At 66.6% G+C, this 19227-nt stretch carries 13 protein-coding genes and 1 riboswitch; of the genes, 5 read left to right on the forward strand and 8 right to left on the reverse strand.

From position 1 onward, the window contains the following. The 5 genes from C7G41_RS09480 to C7G41_RS09500 are packed head-to-tail and all read right to left on the reverse strand — an operon-like array spanning window position 1 to window position 6452. Window positions 1-630, reverse strand: coding sequence for a precorrin-8X methylmutase (locus C7G41_RS09480; RefSeq protein WP_106942323.1), 630 nt, complete (start codon window positions 628-630; stop codon window positions 1-3). Then, window positions 630-1793 (reverse strand): precorrin-3B synthase, encoded by a 1164-nt coding sequence (gene cobG, locus C7G41_RS09485; RefSeq protein ID WP_106942324.1) that lies wholly within the window; start codon window positions 1791-1793, stop codon window positions 630-632. The genes C7G41_RS09480 and cobG overlap by 1 nt, the downstream gene beginning before the upstream one ends. Next, a complete protein-coding gene (cobN, locus tag C7G41_RS09490) occupies window positions 1790-5038 on the reverse strand; it encodes a cobaltochelatase subunit CobN (RefSeq protein WP_106942325.1) in 3249 nt (1082 codons plus the stop codon). The genes cobG and cobN overlap by 4 nt, the downstream gene beginning before the upstream one ends. Beyond that, complete coding sequence (gene cobW / locus C7G41_RS09495) at window positions 5038-6072, reverse strand: cobalamin biosynthesis protein CobW (RefSeq protein ID WP_106942326.1); 1035 nt, start codon at window positions 6070-6072, stop codon at window positions 5038-5040. Before cobW ends, cobN begins: the two co-directional genes overlap by 1 nt. Then, a complete protein-coding gene (locus C7G41_RS09500) occupies window positions 6069-6452 on the reverse strand; it encodes a DUF1636 domain-containing protein (RefSeq protein ID WP_106942327.1) in 384 nt (127 codons plus the stop codon). Before C7G41_RS09500 ends, cobW begins: the two co-directional genes overlap by 4 nt. A gap of 94 nt (window positions 6453-6546) precedes the next feature. Then, window positions 6547-6766, reverse strand: a riboswitch (cobalamin riboswitch). Between the two features lie 40 nt (window positions 6767-6806). Between C7G41_RS09500 and cobO the strand changes: the two genes are divergently transcribed. Both cobO and C7G41_RS09510 read left to right on the forward strand, forming a co-directional pair. After that, a complete protein-coding gene (gene cobO, locus C7G41_RS09505) occupies window positions 6807-7442 on the forward strand; it encodes a cob(I)yrinic acid a,c-diamide adenosyltransferase (protein ID WP_007608503.1) in 636 nt (211 codons plus the stop codon). A gap of 10 nt (window positions 7443-7452) precedes the next feature. Next, window positions 7453-8901, forward strand: a complete 1449-nt coding sequence (locus C7G41_RS09510; protein ID WP_106942328.1) for a cobyric acid synthase — start codon at window positions 7453-7455, stop codon at window positions 8899-8901. On the opposite strand, the gene cobD is transcribed toward C7G41_RS09510, so the two are convergent. After that, on the reverse strand, window positions 8890-9852 hold the full coding sequence (gene cobD / locus C7G41_RS09515; RefSeq protein ID WP_199198277.1) for a threonine-phosphate decarboxylase CobD: 963 nt from the start codon (window positions 9850-9852) through the stop codon (window positions 8890-8892). The two genes, C7G41_RS09510 and cobD, sit on opposite strands and share 12 nt — an antisense overlap. Before the next feature lie 11 nt (window positions 9853-9863). Then, window positions 9864-10805 (reverse strand): adenosylcobinamide-phosphate synthase CbiB, encoded by a 942-nt coding sequence (gene cbiB / locus C7G41_RS09520; protein ID WP_199198278.1) that lies wholly within the window; start codon window positions 10803-10805, stop codon window positions 9864-9866. A 121-nt stretch (window positions 10806-10926) separates the two neighbouring features. Here cbiB and cobU point away from each other — a divergent pair, with 121 nt between their 5' ends. The 3 genes from cobU to bluB are packed head-to-tail and all read left to right on the forward strand — an operon-like array spanning window position 10927 to window position 12846. After that, on the forward strand, window positions 10927-11430 hold the full coding sequence (gene cobU / locus C7G41_RS09525; protein ID WP_106942331.1) for a bifunctional adenosylcobinamide kinase/adenosylcobinamide-phosphate guanylyltransferase: 504 nt from the start codon (window positions 10927-10929) through the stop codon (window positions 11428-11430). Further along, window positions 11427-12209: an adenosylcobinamide-GDP ribazoletransferase gene (cobS, locus tag C7G41_RS09530; protein ID WP_106942332.1), complete on the forward strand. Its 783-nt coding sequence runs from the start codon at window positions 11427-11429 to the stop codon at window positions 12207-12209. Before cobU ends, cobS begins: the two co-directional genes overlap by 4 nt. Before the next feature lie 4 nt (window positions 12210-12213). After that, the gene (gene bluB / locus C7G41_RS09535) at window positions 12214-12846 is read left to right on the forward strand and encodes a 5,6-dimethylbenzimidazole synthase (protein ID WP_106942333.1); all 633 of its coding nucleotides are present in this window, start codon (window positions 12214-12216) and stop codon (window positions 12844-12846) included. 129 nt (window positions 12847-12975) lie between these two features. On the opposite strand, the gene C7G41_RS09540 is transcribed toward bluB, so the two are convergent. Next, window positions 12976-14670, reverse strand: a complete 1695-nt coding sequence (locus tag C7G41_RS09540; protein ID WP_106942334.1) for a ShlB/FhaC/HecB family hemolysin secretion/activation protein — start codon at window positions 14668-14670, stop codon at window positions 12976-12978. Between the last annotated feature and the right edge of the window lie 4557 nt (window positions 14671-19227).

Below are 19227 nucleotides of genomic sequence, written 5' to 3' on the forward strand. Positions count from 1 at the left end.
CTATTCGCTCCGGCTCGCCAGCGCGTTGACGGCGGCGACCGTGATCGCGGAACCGCCGAGGCGGCCCTCGACCGTGAGCGCCGGCACCGGCGGATCGGCCATCAGCGCAGCCTTGGATTCGGCCGCGCCGACAAAGCCGACGGGACAGCCGATGATCGCCGCGGGCCGCGGGCAGTCCCGGTTCTCCAGCATGTTGAGGAGATGAAACAACGCGGTCGGCGCGTTGCCGATCGCCACGATCGCGCCGTCGAGATGCGGCCGCCACAGTTCCAGAGCCGCAGCCGAACGGGTGTTGCGCATGGACTGCGCGAGCGCGGGAACGGTCTCGTCGCCCAACGTACATACGACGGCGTTGGCCGCGGGAAGCCGCGCGCGCGTAATTCCTTCGGAGACCATGCGCGCGTCGCACAGGATCGGTGCGCCCTTCTGCAAAGCTGCGCGCGCAGCGACCGCCATACCTGATGTGAAGCGGATATGCGCCTCCAGGCCGACCATGCCGGCGGCATGGATCATCCGCACCACCACCTGCTCCTCGTCCGGCGTGAAGCGCGCAAGATCGGCTTCGGCCCGGATGGTCGCAAAGGACTGCCGGTAGATCGCAGCGCCGTCGGTCTCGTACGAGTGCGGCATCAGTGCCCTCCCATCAGGATGGAGGGATCTCCGACGATGTCATCGCGGTTCAGTCCCCGCAGGATGGGCTCATCGCGTGTCGACCCACCGCGCACGAGGTCGAAGCCCGCGCCGGTCGCGACCAGAGTGATGGCGGCCGGACCGGAATGGGCGCAGCCCTTGGCACAGCCGGAGACGTGTAACCGTGCGGCCGCGCCGATGTTCGGGGCCAGGGCCGCGGCAAGGCCGCGGGTATCGGCATGCGCCTCGCGACAGCGTGGCGCACCGCTGCAGGCGATGACGCGCAGCGCAGGGTCGTAGGGTTCGGTGATCAGGCCTGCTGCGCTCGGCATCGCGCGCTTGCCTTCGCTCAAAACCATCCGCCATGGCGTCATGCGCAGCGCATGTCCGCAACCGGCGAACTGGTTGAGCGTCGCATGCGCCATCTGTCCGAAGGCGACCCCGACCATCGCGCCTTGCGAATAGAGGCCGGGCCGCGCCGCAGCCATGATCGGCGCCGGCTCGGCTTCGCCGCGCAATGACGCCGGCAGGACTGCACCGGCGGCAAGATGCGCCGCCATCCGCCCTCGCCCACCCCTGGCGCCGCCTGAGATCACGAACCAGTTGGCGAATGCGAGAGCGGTGGTCACGGCCTCGCCACGCGCGACGGAGCGGCCGCATTTGTCGCCATCAGCCCGCACCAGCAGTCCGCCGGAACGATCGCGCTCGATCCGCACATCCGCGGAATCGCCCGCAAGCACGCGTGAGGTCCCGTCATCGATGGCGAAGCCGAACTTGGTTGGAAGTTCGAGCTGGCTGTCGACGAGCGCCTCCTCGAGCTCGGCTGCGAGCGATTGGGTCGCGTCGCCGGCACGCCAGAACGGCGTCACGAGGATGTTGCGACGGGATTCGGTCTCAGCATCCTGGTCGAGCAGCGCCAGTTGCGAAAGGCCGTCGAGCAGCAGCCTGTGGCTGGTCTCGTTGACGCCCCTGATCTGGAGATTGGCCCGGCTGGTCACGTCGATCAAGCCGTTGCCATGGCGTTCGGCGAGATGGGCCAGTCCGGAGATCTGGGCCGCATCGAGCCGTCCGCCGAACGGACGCACGCGGACCACGAGCCCGTCGCCCGATTGCATCGGGCGCAGCGCGCCGGGACACCAGCCCTTGACCACCGAAGCGCTCATGACGCCTCCCGCAGCGCCGCCGCGATCGAATTGCGGCGCGTTCGCCAGAGCGAGGCCTCATGCAGGCGCGTGAAACACGTCTCCATCGCGGCGAGGGCCGCCGGATTTTCGCGGGCCATGAAGGCGCGGACGTCGTCATGGCCGAGCGTCGCATCGTAGTAGAGGTCGAACAGATGCGGCGGCACCGCGCCGGCCAGATGCGCGAAGGCGGCCATGTGCTCGAGCGTTGCGGTGATCTCGGCGGCTCCGCGAAAACCGTGGCGCATCATGCCGGCAATCCAGGCCGGATTGGCCGCGCGCGCGCGGACGACACGGGAGATTTCCTCGGTCAGCGTACGCGCATGCGGCTGCTCGGGGCGCGTCGCATCGAGATGATAGAGCGATGGCGCTGCCGCGCCGAGATGTGCCGCGGCGGCCGCAATGCCGGCTTCATGCGCGGCATAGTCGGCGGCGAGCAGAAGATCGGTTTCCGGCAAATCCTGCACGTGCACGAAAGCATCGGCGGATGCGAGCCGCTTCTCGATACCGGCACGATCGAGTTTGATTTCGCCGTCGGCCGAGAACGCCCATGACGATGCCGAGAGCCACGCTTCGCCGGCGGCTTCGCGCGTCTCGGGCGTAAAGGCGTCCGGGATTGCCGAGAGACCCACGCCGTATTGTCCGGGACGCGGCGCGAACACGCGCGAGGTGCGATGGCGATATGGATTTTCGTCGCCCTCGTCCTCGCGGGCCGACAGCGCCTCGGCTGCCGCCTCGAACAATTGCGCAAGGCCCGAGAAGACGTCGCGAAACAGACCCGAGACGCGCAGCGTGACGTCGATGCGGGGCCGGCCAAGCTCGGCAGGTGCGATGATGTCGTAGCCGGTCACACGGCCGGAAGCGTGATCCCAGCGCGGTGCGAGGCCAGCCAGATGCAGCGCCATGGCAAATTCTTCGCCCGCTGTGCGCATCGTCGCCGAGCCCCAGAGGTCGACGACGAGGCCCTTCGGCCAGTCGCCGTGATCCTGCAGATGACGACGGAGCAATTCTTCGGCAAGCTTGATGCCTTGCGCATGCGCCGACGGCGTCGGCACCGCGCGCGGATCGACGGCAAAGAGATTGCGTCCCGTGGGCAGCACGTCCTGGCGGCCGCGATAGGGTGAGCCTGACGGCCCCGGCGCGACGCGCCGTCCTGCAAGCGCCGCCCGCAAAGCGTCGCGTTCCGCGTCACCGCAGGCGCCACGGCCGAACACGTGCAGGCCGTCGCCGAACTGGCTTTCCTTGAGATCGCAGACGAAGCGGTCGATCCGCGGGATCGCTTCGGCGGGCGCGGCCGCTGCATCGAGACCAAGATCGTCCTCAAGACCGGCAGCACGCGCCTCGTCGCGGATCGCGGAGATCAGACGCTGGCGGCGGGCGGGATCGAGGCCATCGGCCGTCGAGTACTCGTCGAGGAGCTGTTCCAGCCTGCGCAGCCCGTCTGGCACCGCCGATGCTGCAAGCTGCGGCGGCAGATGGCCGATCGTGACAGCACCCAGGCGCCGCTTGGCCTGCGCGGCCTCGCCGGGGTCGTTGACGATGAAGGGATAGATGACGGGCAGATCGCCGATCAGGGCTTCCGGCCAGCACGCCTTCGACAGCGCCACGGATTTTCCGGGCAGCCATTCCAGCGTGCCGTGCGCGCCCATGTGCACAACGGCATCGCAGCCCTGCCCTCGGAGCCAGAGATAGAACGCGAGATAGGCGTGGCCCGGCGTGCGGGCGAGATCGTGATAGTCGGCATCGCGCGTGGTCGCATCGCCGCGCTCCGGCTGAACCGCGATGATCGACCGGCCACATTGAATCGCGGCGAAATGGAACGCGCCGTCGCGACAGCCCGGATCGTTCTCCGGCGCGCCCCAGGCTTGCGCGAGATCATCCTGCAAGGATTGCGGAAGGCGCGAGAGCGCAGCGCGGTAATCGGCAACGCTCCAGCTCAAGGTCTGCTTGAGCAGCGTCTCGCCGAGTCCGTGGACCGGCGCGACATCGAAGCCGGCCTCCGCGAGGTCCGACACGAGGGCCTCAACTGAGGCGAGCGCATCGAGACCGACCGCATGCGCGATCTGATGCGGGCGGCCCGGATAGTTGGAGAGCACGAGTGCCATCCACTTTTCGGCGGCCGGCTTCTCCACAAGGCGCCGCCAGGCCGCAACGCGCGCGGCGACGGCCTTCACGCGCTCCTCGTCGGGCCGGTGTGCCAGATGCGAAAATTGCAAATCGGGATCGCGCATCGCGGCCGATTTGAAGCTGACCACGCCCGCAAACAGGCGGCCGTCGACCTCGGGCAGCACCACATGCATCGCGAGGTCGCCGGGCGACAGGCCGCGGAGCGAGCTCGCCCAGTCTTCGCGCCGGGCCGTGGAGAGTGCGACCTGGAACACCGGGCAGGATGCGGCATCGAACGGCGTCGTGCCGTCGTCGCCCATCGCCGAGAACGCCGTCGCATTGACGATCGCGGCCGGTGGATTTTGAGCAAGATACGTGCGCAACCAATCCGCAACGCCTGGAGCCTTCAGCGAGGTGATGAAGAAACCGTGCGCATCAAACCCCTTCTCACGCAGTGCGGCGATCAGGGCATCGACCGGGCCGGTGTCGGCAGCGGTGAGATAGGAGCGATAGAAGGCCACGAGCGCGCGTGGCCTGCCCTCGCCCGACGCCGGCGCGGCAATGACACCGCGCGCCGGATCGTAAAAGCCCGTCTCGGGCACGGTCATCTCGCCGATAACAGGTCCCGCATAGAGGCCCGAGGCCAACGCAAGCTGCGCGATCGCGGCTTGCGATGCGACGGGCCCGCCGGTGTCGCAGAGCACCTTGAGCCGCCGCAGTGTCGAGACCGGCAAGGTCGAATACGCATCCAGACGCGTATCGTCGCGGCCGTCGGCCGGCAGCACGGCCAGCACGATGCCGCGCTCCTTTGCCAGTTGCTGCAGGGCCGCGAGTCCATACGACCAGTAGGATTCCCCGCCGATCAGACGCACGAGAATGCCGCGCGCCTGCGCAAGCGTGCGCTCGATATAGGTGTCGACCGAGAGCGGGTGACGGAGTTCTGCGAGATTGACGAGCCGCAGCGACGGCAGGCTGTCGCGGCCACGGCGCCAGCCGGCCGCGAACGCCGCCAGATCGGAATCCGAATACGAGAGCACCACGAGATCGGCCGGGCCCTGGCCGATGTCCCTTGGTATCGCGGTCTCCTCGAGACCGCGGCTCTCGCGGAAGACGACGTGCATCAGACACCAAGTCCCACTTTGATCGCGGCCTCGTCGATATCGCCGTGCTCGCCGATCACGACCAGCTTTGATTGCCTCGCACCCGCGCCCCAGGGTTTGTCGAACTGGTGGCGCACGCGCTCGCCAACCGCTTGCAGCAAGAGGCGCATCGGCTTGCCTTCCACCGCGATGTAACCCTTGACGCGCAGCACGTTTTGCTCGCGTGCCAGTCGCTGAACGGATTCAACCAGCGCGTCGATATCGGTGACCTCGGGAAGGTCGATCACGACGGAGGCAAAATCGTCGTGCTCGTGATCCTCCTCGCCGTCGTGATGCGAGGGACGCGCGGCGAGATCGTTCTCGGCGGCAGCGCCGAGGCCGAGGATGAGGCGCGCGTCGATCGCACCGTCGGTGATCGCCAGCATGGGCACCCGGCGTGACATCTCGGCGGTGATCGCCGTCTTGGCGGCTTCAATGCCCGCGCTGCCGGCAAGATCTGCCTTGGTCAGCAGCACGATGTCGGCGCAGGCGATCTGGTCCTCAAACACTTCCGACAGCGGCGTCTCATGGTCGAGACTCCCGTCCGCCGCGCGCTGCGCCTCGACGGCGTCAGGGTCGGGCGCGAAACGGCCGGCGGCGACGGCTTCGGCGTCGGCCAGCGCGATCACGCCATCGACCGTGATACGCGAACGGATCTCCGGCCAGTCGAACGCCTTCAGCAGCGGCTTGGGCAGCGCCAGGCCCGAGGTCTCGATCAGGATGTGATCGGGCTTGACGGCCCGCGACAGCAACTTCTCCATGGTCGGAATGAAATCGTCGGCGACGGTGCAGCAGATGCAGCCATTGGCGAGCTCGATGATGTTCTCTTCCGGGCAATTCGCATCGGCGCAGGATTTCAAAATCTCGCCATCGACGCCCTCGCTGCCGAACTCGTTGACGAGGACCGCGAGCTTCTTGCCGTTGGCGTTGGCAAGCAGATGCTGGATCAGCGTTGTCTTGCCGGAACCGAGAAAGCCCGTGACGACCGTGACCGGGACTTTTGCGAGCGAATTCATTCGGCGGCCTCCGGCACGACGGCCAAGGGGGGAATGGGGGGAATGCGGGCAAGCGATTGCTTGCGGAAAATCTCCGGGCGGCTGCGCCAGGGTACGAGGCCATCGGGGGCGGCCGCATAGGCCGCGGCGCCCGCGACCACGTCGTTCGCATGCGCATCCGACAGACGGCCATAGACATAGGACCAGCGGCCGGGCGCGCTGAGCGCGACCGAGCAACCTTGGTTGCATGCCGACAGGCATTCGACGGGAACCACGCTGACGCCATCTGGCACGCCGGCCTCGAGGATCGCGCCATGCAGGCGCTGGCCCGGCGTCGTCTCGCCCTCGCCAAGCGTCTGGCCGGCGCGGCAGGTGATGCAAACATGAAGTGTGACGGTCATCGCTTCTTCCAGAATAAACAGCGGGAAGCGAAGAGGCCCACGAACCGTTCTTGCGAAGGCCCGTTTCCCCGTCGCGGAACACCCCGTCCGCCGGTCCAAAATCGTCCGCGCTGGCAGGTCTCCCGGCTTCCGGAGCAGGGTTTCCCCTTCGATCCCCGCCTTCCCGATCCCCCAGGGGATCAGTGGCTTCGGGCATCTCTCCGGTCACGGTCGCGGGGGCGGCTGCATTTTGGAACCAAATCTTGCCGATTCGGACCCTATCGCATTCCCTCTTCGCCTGTCGTAGGACAGGAACCAACGCGGGGTCACCATTTGCCCCCGACCGCCTCTTGTCAAGCCGAAGGACCCCGTCCGATGACGTCAGAACCGGATACCCAGACGGCCGACGAAACCGACGCCCGCCACGCCTCGAAAATGGCGAAGAAGAAGGTCGCCCGCGACAAGATCATGGCGACCAAGAGCGGCGAAAAGGGCCTCATCATCGTCCACACCGGCGCAGGCAAGGGCAAGTCCTCCTCGGCCTTCGGCATGATCGTCCGCTGCGTCGCCCACGGCTTCCCCTGCGCGGTCGTGCAGTTCATCAAGGGCGCCTGGGATACCGGCGAACGCCGCATGCTCACCGGCCATTTCGGCGACCTCTGCCAGTTCCACGCCATGGGCGAAGGCTTTACCTGGGAGACGCAGGACCGCGCCCGCGACATCGCGGCCGCGCGCGCCGGCTGGGAGAAGGCCAAGGAGCTGATCCTCGACCAGAATCTCCGCATGGTCGTGCTCGACGAGATCAACATCGCGCTGCGCTACGACTATCTCGACATCGCCGAAGTCGTCGATTTCCTGGTGACCTCGAAGCCGCCGATGACGCATGTCGTGCTCACCGGCCGCAACGCCAAGGACGAGCTGATCGAGATCGCCGATCTCGTCACCGAGATGACGCTGGTCAAGCATCCTTTCCGCTCCGGCATCAAGGCGCAAGCCGGCGTCGAGTTCTAAGACACTCGCGATGGCGCGCGCATTGATGATCCAGGGGGCCGGCTCGGACGTGGGCAAATCGCTCATCGTCGCCGGCCTCGCACGCGCCTTTGTGCGACGCGGCCTGCGCGTCCTTCCGTTCAAGCCGCAAAACATGTCGAACAATGCGGCCGTCACCGTTGACGGCGGCGAGATCGGCCGCGCCCAGGCGCTCCAGGCGCTCGCCGCCCGCGTCGAGCCGCATACCGACATGAACCCGGTGCTGCTCAAGCCCGAGACGGATGTCGGCGCGCAGGTGATCGTGCAGGGAAAACGCATCGCGACCGCGCGTGCGCGTGAGTATGCGGCGATGAAACCGTCATTGATGGGGGCGGTGCTGGAGAGCTTCGAGCGGCTGAAGGCGCGCGCCGATCTCGTTCTGGTGGAGGGTGCCGGCAGCCCGGCCGAGGTGAACCTGCGCAAGGCGGACATCGCCAATATGGGCTTTGCACGCAAGGCCGACGTGCCGGTCGTGCTGGTCGGCGATATCGACCGCGGCGGGGTCATCGCGCAACTCGTCGGCATCAAGACGGTGATCGACCCGGATGATGCCGCGATGATCCAGGGATTTGTCATCAACAAGTTCCGCGGCGATCCCGAGTTGTTCGACGACGGCTACAAGCTGATCGAACAAAAGACCACATGGCGCGGCTTCGGCGTGCTGCCCTGGTTCGCGCGGGCCGGCGAGCTGCCGGCCGAGGATGCACTGGGCCTGAGCGATGCGCGCAAGCCGGGCCAATGCAAGATCGCCTGTCTCGCGCTGTCGCGGATCGCCAATTTCGACGATCTCGATCCGCTCAAGCTCGAGCCCGGCGTCGATCTCGTGATGGTGCGGCCGGACGAGGCCATTCCCGGCGACGTGCGCCTCGTCATCATCCCCGGCTCGAAATCCACGCGCGGCGATCTCGCCTTTCTGCGCGCCCAGGGATGGGACATCGATCTCCTGGCGCATTGCCGCAGAGGCGGCCATGTGCTCGGCCTCTGCGGCGGCTATCAGATGCTCGGACGCAGCGTCAGTGATCCCGATGGGATCGAGGGCCCCGCCGGCGACACAGCGGGTCTCGGCCTTCTGGATGTCGAGACCGTGATGAGCCCGCAGAAGACACTGACACGTGTTGCGGCCGTGCATGCAGCGACGGATCAGCCGATCGAGGCCTACGAAATCCACATCGGCCGCACGGATGGGCCGGATCGCGCGCGGCCATTCGCAAGGCTGAACGGCGAACCGGAAGGCGCGATCTCGCGCGACGGACGGGTGCAAGGCAGCTATCTGCACGGCCTGTTCACGTCGGATGATTTCCGCAAGGCGTTTTTGGCGAAGCTCGACGTTCCCGCCGGCGCCGAGCCCTATCACGCCAGGGTCGAGAGCGCGATCGATGCGCTCGCCGATCACATCGAAGCCCATCTCGACGTCGAAGGCCTGCTCGCGCTAGCGCGCTAGCGCCTCGGCCAGGTGCTTCCATTCGGATTCGCTGCCCGGAATCCCAAGGCGCAGCCATGTCGGTTCTCGCGCGAACACGCGCGACCAGATGTGGCGACGCGCCAGCTTCTCCAGCGCGGCAAGCGCGTCAGGCGTCTCGTAGAGACGAAACAGCTGCGTCCCGCCAACGAGCGTCCAGCCTTGCGACTGCACCATGCTGTCGAGACGAACGCAGTCTCGCGCGAGCCGCGCGGAGGTGGCCTCGGCCCAGGCATCGTCACGCAGAGCACGGCAGCCGATCGCGATCGCCGCTCCCGAGACCGGCCAGGGCCCCGACATCGATGCGATCCTGGCAATGTCGGACGGATTGCCGAGCGCGAAACCAAGCCGCAGACCGGCAAGGCCGTAAAACTTTCCGAAGGAGCGCAGGATCAGCAGCCCCGGCCGGTCCTCGGATGCAAGCGACAGCTGCGGGGCCACATCGGCAAAGCTCTCGTCGATGACGAGACGACCGACGCGCGGCAGCAGCGCCAGCAAATCCCTTGGTGTGTGGCATCGGCCGTCAGGATTGTTGGGATTGACGACAATGGCGACGTCGGCGCCGACCAGCGCGTCGAGCTCCCCGACCTCCTGGACCTCCCAGCCTGCGGCCGAGAGGACCCCGGCATATTCGTTGTAGGTCGGCGCGAGGATGCGCGCGTGGCCGGGTGGTGCGAATTGCGGCAGCAGTTGAATCGCGGCCTGTGCGCCGCCAAGCGCGACAACTGCCGCGCTCGTGCGGTAAGCGTGGCGCGCCGCCCGATGCAGCGCCTCGATCTCAGCGCGCGACGGCAACGCGCTCCACGCGCGCGAGCTCACCTCGCCCACGGGATAAGGCAGGCGGTTGATCCCGGTCGACAGATCGATCCAGTCCTCCGCGCGACCGCCGAAACGCTGCTGGGCCTGATCGAGATTTCCACCGTGCTCGCGCATGCGCTGTTCTTTCACGCGAAGGCCAGGATCGCAAGGATGCCGGCGACCAGCAGCATGGCGCGGCGGTAAACCGTCAATCCCCGATCGATGTCGGCGGCAAGCGGATCGCGCGCACCTTCATTCAGCCAGGGCTCGTTCGTGGTGCTGCCGTGATAGATCCGCGGACCGCTGAGCCGCACACCCAGCGCACCCGCCATGGCTGCTTCCGGCCAGCCGGCATTGGGCGAGCGGTGACGTCGGGCATCCCGCGTCATGCACGACAGCGCCTCTGATCGCCGTGGCGCCAGCAGCACGAACAGAAATCCGGTCAGCCGCGCCGGAATGAAATTGGCGACATCGTCGATGCGCGCCGCGGCCCAGCCGAAAGCTTCGTGACGTTCGCTGCGATGGCCGATCATGGAGTCCAGCGTGTTGATCGCCTTGTAGCCCAAGATGCCGGGCAGGCCGAACAGCGCGCCCCAGAACACGGGGGCGACGATGCCGTCGGATGCATTCTCGGCGAGGCTCTCGATCGCCGCGCGCGCGATGCCGGCCTCGTCGAGCGTCAGGGGATCGCGGCCAACGATGCGCGAGACGGCCTCGCGTGCGGCGACGATGTCACCGGCCCGCATCGCGTCTGCGACGGCAGCAACGTGGTCGTAGAGCGAACGCAAGGCAACCAGCGGCCAAGCGAGAACGCCGACCAGCACGATCTGGATCCAGCCCAAGGGAAGCAGGCACTGAAGCGCCCAGCCGAGCGCGACGGCGAGCGCGATCACCGCGAGCGCTGCGGCGAGACCAGCGGCGCGGCGAAATGCCGGCGGATCGGACGCACGATTCCAGGCGGTGTCGATGGCAGAGATCAACCGCCCCAACCAGGTGACGGGATGGCCGATCCGCGCGAACACCCACGACGGCCAGCCCAACAGGGCATCCACCGCCATCGCCACCGCCATCGCACCCGCAAAACCCACACCCGTCTCCTGTTCCGCCCCTGTTGCGCAAACCACAGCCGGAGCGCAAGCCCCCAACTGCCTGATTTCGGCTTTGTCTTTGGCCGCGTTTGGTGATTAGTCAGGCCCACAGGAGACCTTTATGGCCGTCATCTTGATCACGGGCGGAGCGCGATCGGGCAAGAGCAAGCGCGCGGAAATGCTCACGCGCGCCTTTCCCGGGCAGCCGGTCTATGTCGCGACGGCCGAGGCCCTCGATGGCGAAATGGAGGCGCGCATCGCCAGCCATCGTGCGCGCCGCGAGACCGACTGGATCGAACGCGAGGTGCCGCTCGATCTCCTGCCCGCGCTGCTCGCAACAGACGGCGGCGGCGCGCGGCTCGTCGATTGCCTGACGCTGTGGCTCTCCAACCTCATGCATGCGGAGCGCGACTGGGAACGAGAGGTGAGCGAACTCGTCACCGCCCTGCCCCGCCTTAAGAGCCCCGTCGTCTTCGTCACCAACGAAGTCGGCCTCGGCATCGTCCCCGACAATCCGCTGGCGCGGAGCTTCCGCGACGCCGCCGGGTTCATGAACCAGGCCATCGCGGCCGTTGCCGACGAGGTCGAGTTCGTGGTCGCCGGCCTGCCGATGAAGCTTAAATGATGCCGCGCGACGAAATCTTGCGAGAGGTCATCAGCGATCTCAGGATCGCGGCATCGTTCGTGACGATCCTTCCCGTCGCCTCGTCGAAGCCAGCCGGCGATGGGGCCATCGCGCGCGCGACCTGGGCGCTTCCCGTTGCGGGGCTGGCGGTCGGGCTTACCGGCGCTTTGGTTTTTGCGAGCGCCAGCCGTTTCGGGCTGGCACCGAACCCTGCCGCCCTGCTCGCGCTGGCCGCGACCGCCCTCGTCACCGGCGCGCTGCACGAGGACGGCCTTGCCGATACTGCCGACGGGCTCGGCGGTGGCCGCACGCGGGAACGCAAGCTCGAGATCATGCGCGACAGCCGGATCGGCACCTATGGCGTCTGCGCGCTGATCCTGTCGTTCGGCCTGCGTTGGAGCGCGCTCGCGGCGATCGCCAATCCGTGGGCCGTCGCGCTCGCGCTGTGCGCTGCGCACACTGCTGCCCGCGCGGGATTGCCGGCCTTCATGTCGCAGGTCGCACCTGCGCGACCTGACGGGCTGTCTGCGAGTGCGGGATCACCGCCGGGCCGCAGCATCGCCATCGCCTTCGCTGTGGGGATCCTCGCGCTCGTGCTCGCGCTTGGGCCGGGCAAGGCGCTGGTGAGCCTGATTGTGCTCTCCCTCGCCGGCCTGATGCTGGCGCGACTTGCCATCCGCCAGATCGGCGGGCAGACCGGCGACATCCTCGGCGCGTTCGAGCAGATCGGCGAGATCCTGATCCTGCTGGTTGCCGCAGCCTTCCAGATCGGAGGCTGACGCGATGGTCGCGTTCGACGACACCTTCCGCCAGCACTTGCGCGAGCTGTTCGTGTGGCGCCGCGACGTGCGCCGTTTTCGCACCGACCCGTTGCCGGACGGCGCCATCGATCGCCTGATCGAGACGGCCTGTCTCTCACCCTCGGTCGGCCTCAGCCAGCCCTGGCGCTTCGTCATCGTCGATGACGCCGCACGGCGTCGCGCCGTGATCGACGACTTCAAAGCGTGCAACGCCGACGCGCTGAATGCCTATACCGGTGAACGCGCAGCGCGCTACGCCACGCTGAAACTGTCGGGTCTCGAACAGGCCCCCGGCCACCTCGCCGTGTTCGCGGACAAGGCCAGCGATGTCGGTCACGGCCTCGGCCGCGCGACGATGCCGGAGACGACGGAGTATTCCGTGGTGGCGGCGATCACCGCGATGTGGCTTGCCGCGCGCGCCGAAGGCATCGGGCTCGGCTGGGTATCGATCCTCCATCCGGATCGCATCCACGCCAGCCTCGACGTGCCGGACACCTGGAAATTCATCGCGTATCTCTGTATCGGCTACCCGGAAGTCGAATGCGACCGGCCCGAGCTGGAACAGGCGGAGTGGGAGCAGCGGCGGGGCGCGGAAGAGTTCACGCTGCGGCGTTAATCAGACCCGCATCGCAGTCCATCGCCTGTCATTGCGAGCGCAGCGAAGCAATCCAGAATCTTGCCGACGAATCAGTCTGGATTGCTTCGTCGCAAGAGCTCCTCGCAAAGACGACGGAGAGAGCTTCAGCTACGACCTGCTCCTGCCGGCGACCGCCGCCACAGGCGCGGGGGTTTCCTGCTTCTGGAACATCAACAACGGCCGGAAGATGACACGGCCGTAGGCCTCGTAGTGGTTCTGGGTCGAGACGGCCATCTTCAGCGGCGTCGCGTAATTTGCCTCGAACGTCATGAACGATGCGTAGGTCCAGGAGAAGCCGACGCCAACCGAGCCCAGCTCGGTGATCCCTGGGAACGTCGAATACACCGCGCCCCAGTCGGTGAAGATGTAGGTGTCGAAACCCCTGAGCCATTGCGACCAATTGTAGTGCAGCTCGGCGTTGAAATAATAGCCGCTGTCGCCGGACGCCGAGTTGGAGGGATAACCGCGCACGGTGGTGGGACCGCCGATCGAGAAGATCTGATCGCCCGGCAGCAGCTTTTCCTGTGTGTACTGCCAGCTCGCCAGCACATTGGTGCTGAAATTTGCAGGCCCCGCGGCGCTGGTCGCGATCAACGAGCCTGTATAGGTGTTGAACGCGCGGTTGTTGCCAAGCACGTGGTCTTGCCATGCGATGTAGTTCACCGCCGGCGAGACCGTGATCGAATAGGTGTTGCCGGAATTGGTCACCGAGAGGCCCGCCGTGGCCTTGTCGTAATGATCCTGAGTCACGGCGACCGTGGCGAAGCGGCTGACCGTCTTGCCCTCGGTCTCCGCGGCGTTGAGCAGCACCAGCCAGTTCTGCGTCACCCAGACCGGCTGGCTGAAATTGACTGCGGCCTGGCTCGAGCGTCCGGTAACATCGAGCGCGACGAACGGTCCCTGGATGATCTTGATCTTGCCTTCGGTATAGCTGACGCCGGCGCGGCCGCCCCAGGGATTGACCGGGATGCTGTAGGCGACGTTGCCGTTGAGGTTGCCGTCGGAACGAACGCCGTAGAAGGTCAGGCGGTCGTCGACGCCGAACAGGCCGTGGCGCTTGTAGAAGGCCCCACCCTCCCAGCGCCCGGTGTTTTCCGCCCCCTGGTTGTCGGTGAACAGCTGCAAGGTGTCGACCGGCGGCTCGATCACGGCGAACTGGAGATCGGTCAGGCCGAAGCTCGTGCCGGGCTGGAGCAGCGCCTTGATCTGCACGTCGTTGGTCCGGTTGAACCAGATTACGTCGCGATTGAGTTTCGGAACGTCGAGGATCTCGCCTTCGGGCTCCTTCACGCGCTGGAGGATGTACTCGGTGCGGGTCTGCTTGTTGCCCTCGATGCTCGTCTTCTGGAGCCGGCCTTCGGTCAGCTTGACGCGGACGATGCCGCCCTTGGCATCCTGCTCGGGCAGCGTCGCTATGCCCGTGACGATGCCGCGCTCGGTATAGATGGCGTTGATGTCGGCGACGAGCTGCAGCAGCGAGGCGATGTCGACGCTCTTGCCGACATACTTCTTCGCGATCTCGTCGAGCTCGGCCGGAGTGATGAACTTGGAGCCGTCGAACTCGACCTTGCGCAGGCGGAATTTCGGGCCGCCCGGCTTCAGGAGCTGGGACTTCTCCCGCTCGCCGCCAATCACCGCCGGCCCGTTGAGCTTGGGCGGCGCGCTCTGCTGTTCGAGCTGCCGGCGTTGCCGGTCGACATCGTTCTGAATCACGCCCGGATTGATCGACGGAATCTGCGCCCGCGCGGGAGCGATCCAGCTAGCTGCCAGCCCAACCCCTAACGCTGCCCCCCAAATCCGCATCCCTGGTCCCGTTACCATGCCTGTGCGAGACGGCCGACGGCCGGCTTCGCCGCCTCGATCGCCGCGTCCTTCCAACCGGCGCGTCCCACGCGCTGACCCTGCCGGCGCAGCTTGCGCATGTCGTTCAGTCCCTCGACGTTGACGGCGGGACCAGAGCCGATGGTCTCGACCGGCCGCGGCGTCAGCAGCGCATCGAGCCGCGCCTTGCCGGAGAGACCGAGCAGGTAGAACGTCCCCCCATCCTTCTTCGCGAGCCAGGTCTCTATGTTCTCGCTGCCCTCGCCGTCGACCGCGATGTTGCGCACCATGCTGGCGCCGGTGAAGTCGTAGCAGCAGGTGTGAGTCGGCCCATAGTTGCTAACGGTTGCCGAGACGTTGCCGGTGTAGAACACCACATAGGCGTTGCTGACATTGGCATTCCCGACCTGGCTCATCGTGAACACGCCACCCGGCTGGTAGAGCTGGAGCGACGGCCAGTTGGACGGCGCCGGCGTGCGGTTGTTGAGCAACACCTGCTGGGTTGCCGTGGTCAGCATGAGCTGGCCCGGCACATAGCCGTTCAGGATCGCGACCGCGTGCGCGTCGGTCCAGAAATTGGCGTCTACCACCTTGAACTGGTTGATGATGATGCTGTCCGGATCGATCGAGATATTGGCCGAAGTCGCGACGCCGCCGTTGTAGCCCGTGATGTTCATGATCAGCGGAACCGACGGGTTCGAGCGGACCTGCTCGCCCTTGACGTTGATGGTATCGGCGGCGAGATCGAGCTCCTTGACCACGCTGACCCAATCGATAGTCAGGTCGCCCGATGAAGTCAGCTTGATCACATTGCCGCTGACCCGGTCGAGCGAGACCGATCCGGCCACATCGAAATGCGTATCGCCGCTGGCCGAGATCGATCCGCCGCGGAGCGAGCCGGTGTCGGACTTGACGTTGAGGTCGCCGGCATCGCCGGGTATGCCTGTCGTCGTGAGCTGGTTGAAGACGATGTCGTTGACGGCGTGCAAGGTCTGTGTGCCGCCACTGATGGCGGTGCCAACGGTAATCCCCCCGGCAGTCGCGGTGACGTCGAGTGTGCCGCCGGCCGAGAGATTATCCCAATGAACGATGGTGCCGCTCAGGACCGCGTTGCCGGTCGTGGCCGTGAGGTTATGACCGGTGTTGGTGCCCGCCGCGATCAGCCTTGCCGAGCCGTTGGCCGAGACCGAGCCCAGCGTCGGCACGCCGCCCGACATCACCGTCTGCGCCAGGATGAAGCCGTTGTCGGCCGCGACATTGATGTTGCCGACGTCGCCGCTGTTGCCGGTGGCCGCGAGCGACTTGAACGTCACGTTCTGGGTGGCGTGAACCGTCTGCGAGCCGCTGCTGTCGGCGGTGCCGATGACGATGCTGCCACTGTTCGCGACGGCGCTGAAGGTGCCGCGCGCGCGTGCATCCGTACCTGCCAGCACCTGGTCGAGCGTCAGGCCGCCGGTGCCGAGGATGTCCACGCTGCCCTTGGCCGCCGAGAGCAGGCTCGCCTCGGTGTCGGTCAGAGACTTCAGATAGATGTCGCCGGCACTCGTGCTTGCCGACAGCCGCGCGGCACTGAGGATGAACCGGCTCGCCGCGTTGCCGATGCCGTTGGATGCGCTCAGCGAAACTTCGGCGCCTGAGCCGGACGCGACGAATTTGGTCTGGCCGTCGCCATTGTCGACGATCGCTCCGAGCGAGGCGACGCCGCCGGCGGTGACGATGATCGAAGGCGCGTTCGAGGCCGCCGCATAGGACAGCGACGAATTCAGCTGGCCGATGGTCGCGTCGCCGGTGGTGGTCACGGAGATCACGCCGGCCGCGTTGATGGCGGAGTAAGCTCCCATCGACAGCGTCGCGGCCACCAGCGTCACCCCGCCGGAGCTGCTGGTCGCAACCACCGGCGCCGCGCCGGTGCCGGCCGCGAAGGTCATGCCCCGGTTGGCGAGGAGCTGCATCAAGCCGCCGCTGGCGAGGTCGGCATTGATGGTGAGCGCGCCGCGCGAAACGTTCAGCGTCAGTGCGCCGCCGGATGTCAGCGTCCCATAGGTGCCGCTGGTGCCGACCACGAGATCGCCGGTGACCGCGAGGATGCTGAGATCGCCGACCGCAGAGCCGGTCACGGCGCCGGAGATATTCACCTGCACGGGCTGGAAGGTCGAGCCGTTGAAGCCGATGCTGCCGCCGGCGCGCAGATCGAGGTCGGTGCCGAGAATATGGATCGCGGTACGGTCCGTGAAGCCGGATTCGGCATAGATGCTGCCGGCCGCCGCGAGCTGGATTGCATTGCCGGCGGCGATGTTGCCGAGAATGAGGTCGCCGGTGGTCTGCTTCACATAAATGCCCTGCGCCGACGAGACCTGGTCGAGCTGATCGTTGGCCGGGTCGGCGAAGGCGATCTGGATCGCGTTCGCGTTGGTCGCGGGATTGCTTCCGGCAGCCCCGGGGGCGCCGACATTGCCGTGCTCGGCGATCAGGGTCAGGTTGCCGATATCGCCGGAGATCACCGGTGTACCGGTCACGCCGGCAGCGGCGGTGATGCTGGTCACGGCGTCGAGCTTGACGTCTCCGCGGCCGGTCACCTCGATGCCGTTGGCCTGCGCGGCCGCGATCGGGCCGTAATTCGCAGTGATGCCGCCGAGCGTGAGGCTGTTCTTGCTGCCGAGATAGACATTGGTCAGTGCCTTAGCCGAGATCGCGATCGGGTTGTCGACAACGACGAGGTTCTGCTGCGACAGGCTGACCGTATAGGTCACGACCTGGGTCGTCGGATCCGTGACCGCGCCGACGGTGAGCTGACCCGGACCGGCCGTCGCCAGCAATCCCCTCTGCGCCGACGTCAGCGACGAGGAATCGACGCTGGTGAAGGTGAACGTCTGGGGCGCCGCCGAATTGCCGACCGAGCCGTGCGGCGCGTAGAGCATGATCTGGTTGGCGCTGACATTGGCCACGACGTTCTCGTCGATCGGCGGCGGTGCGGCGCCGACGGCCGACGACGACACGGTGTAGGCGAGCTGGCTCTGCGTCCACTGCGCGCCCGCGGTGATGATGCCGTAGACCCGCTCGGTCGACGCGAGCGCATAGGCGTAGTTCGCATTGTAGGTGTTCAGTGCCGTTTGCAGCGCCGTATTGCTCGGCAAGCGCTGATTGGCTGTCGTTACGCCGTCGAACAGTTTCGTGAACAGGGTCGCCGACAACGAGCTGCCGAACACGGTCCCCAGCGGATCTGCCGGTGCGGTGCCGAGCAATGTCGTCAGCGAGGTCTTGAGCTCGTCGGTCGTGATCTTGCCGAGCAGGAACTGATCCCTCAGGAACCGCGTCGTGGCCTCGACCTTCATGTCCGTCGTCGAGACGTTCGCGGGATCGATGCCGAGCTTGGCCGCCACTTGCGCCCGCAGCACGGTCAATCCCACCGAGGTCGGGTTGTAGGTGCTGCCGTTCGCGAAGGCGATGTTCTTGAGCTGGAAGTAGTCGTTGTAGGCCGACGTCACCATCGACTGGTAGCTGTTGACGGCGTTGGTGGCGGCGTTGCCGCTGAGCAGGTCGAGGCTGGTCCAGACGTCCTGGAGATGCTGGCTCTGCGCCTGGGTGAGACCGACCGCTGCCCTTCCGTTCAGGATGCTGGCCTGGTTGCCGTCCGAGCCGGCCGCCTCCAGGAACACCGGGCCGCCGCTCGACTGGACCGTGCCGAGGCGCAGATCGCCCTTGGACTGCACGATGTAGGTGCCGGTCGCCGAGGCGCTGTCGAGAACCCCGCCATCGACATTGCCGCCGGCCTGAATCGTGCCCGTCGCCTGGATCACGAGCGGATTGATGTTGGTCAGCGTGCTCGCGCCATTGATGACGGCGCTTGTCGCGCCGATCGCGCCGGCGGTGGAGTTGATCTCGACGTTCTTGCCGATCACGACGGGGTTGGCGACGTCGTAGGGCGAGGCCGAGTTGATGTCGCCGGTCGCCGAGATAAAGACGCTGCCCTGCGGCGTGCTGCCTGCCGAATTCACCTTCACCTGATTGATCGAAAGCGAGCCGACGGCCGCGATCGCGATGTCGTGGTCGATCGAACTGGCCGTCAGGCTGCCGCCATAGACCTGCACCTGGACGGGAACACCGTTCGCGCCGATCGTGCCGATGCCGCCATCCGCCGAGAGAATGACGCTCCGTCCCGATATCGTCGGGTTGTTCGCGTTCGTGCCGCTGGTGATAGCCGAATTGGCCCCCGTGGCGCTGACCGTCGTCGTACCCGAGAGGTTGTTGATCGGACCGTTGACGACGATGCCGGAGTTGGAAGTGACCAGAACAGTGCTGTTGCCGCCGCCGCTGAACGAGATGTTGATCGGGTTCGACGCCTTGACCGTATTGGTCAGCGTCAGGGTCAGGTGATCGTAGATATTCTGGTACCAGTCGTATTGGCCGTCCGCTCCGCAGCACTTGTCGGAATGGGTGTTGCCGCCGCCGGTGTGATAGGAACCGGTCGCGGTGACGACTTCCTGGAAGTTCGAGGTCTGTGGGCCAGTGCTGCCGCCGCCGCCCTGGGCCTGCTGCACG

The sequence above is a fragment of the Bradyrhizobium sp. MOS002 genome (genome assembly GCF_003020115.1).
Taxonomy (GTDB): domain Bacteria; phylum Pseudomonadota; class Alphaproteobacteria; order Rhizobiales; family Xanthobacteraceae; genus Bradyrhizobium.

What these genes read in the sequence shown, in the direction of transcription:
- C7G41_RS09510 (WP_106942328.1), top strand. Translation starts at nt 7,453, where the DNA reads ATGGCGCGCGCATTGATGATCCAGGGGGCCGGCTCGGACGTGGGCAAA.
- cobO (WP_007608503.1), top strand. Translation starts at nt 6,807, where the DNA reads ATGACGTCAGAACCGGATACCCAGACGGCCGACGAAACCGACGCCCGC.
- cobD (WP_199198277.1), bottom strand. Translation starts at nt 9,852, where the DNA reads ATGCGCGAGCACGGTGGAAATCTCGATCAGGCCCAGCAGCGTTTCGGC.
- cobN (WP_106942325.1), bottom strand. Translation starts at nt 5,038, where the DNA reads ATGCACGTCGTCTTCCGCGAGAGCCGCGGTCTCGAGGAGACCGCGATA.
- cobU (WP_106942331.1), top strand. Translation starts at nt 10,927, where the DNA reads ATGGCCGTCATCTTGATCACGGGCGGAGCGCGATCGGGCAAGAGCAAG.
- C7G41_RS09500 (WP_106942327.1), bottom strand. Translation starts at nt 6,452, where the DNA reads ATGACCGTCACACTTCATGTTTGCATCACCTGCCGCGCCGGCCAGACG.
- bluB (WP_106942333.1), top strand. Translation starts at nt 12,214, where the DNA reads ATGGTCGCGTTCGACGACACCTTCCGCCAGCACTTGCGCGAGCTGTTC.
- cobW (WP_106942326.1), bottom strand. Translation starts at nt 6,072, where the DNA reads ATGAATTCGCTCGCAAAAGTCCCGGTCACGGTCGTCACGGGCTTTCTC.
- cobG (WP_106942324.1), bottom strand. Translation starts at nt 1,793, where the DNA reads ATGAGCGCTTCGGTGGTCAAGGGCTGGTGTCCCGGCGCGCTGCGCCCG.
- C7G41_RS09480 (WP_106942323.1), bottom strand. Translation starts at nt 630, where the DNA reads ATGCCGCACTCGTACGAGACCGACGGCGCTGCGATCTACCGGCAGTCC.
- cobS (WP_106942332.1), top strand. Translation starts at nt 11,427, where the DNA reads ATGATGCCGCGCGACGAAATCTTGCGAGAGGTCATCAGCGATCTCAGG.
- C7G41_RS09540 (WP_106942334.1), bottom strand. Translation starts at nt 14,670, where the DNA reads ATGCGGATTTGGGGGGCAGCGTTAGGGGTTGGGCTGGCAGCTAGCTGG.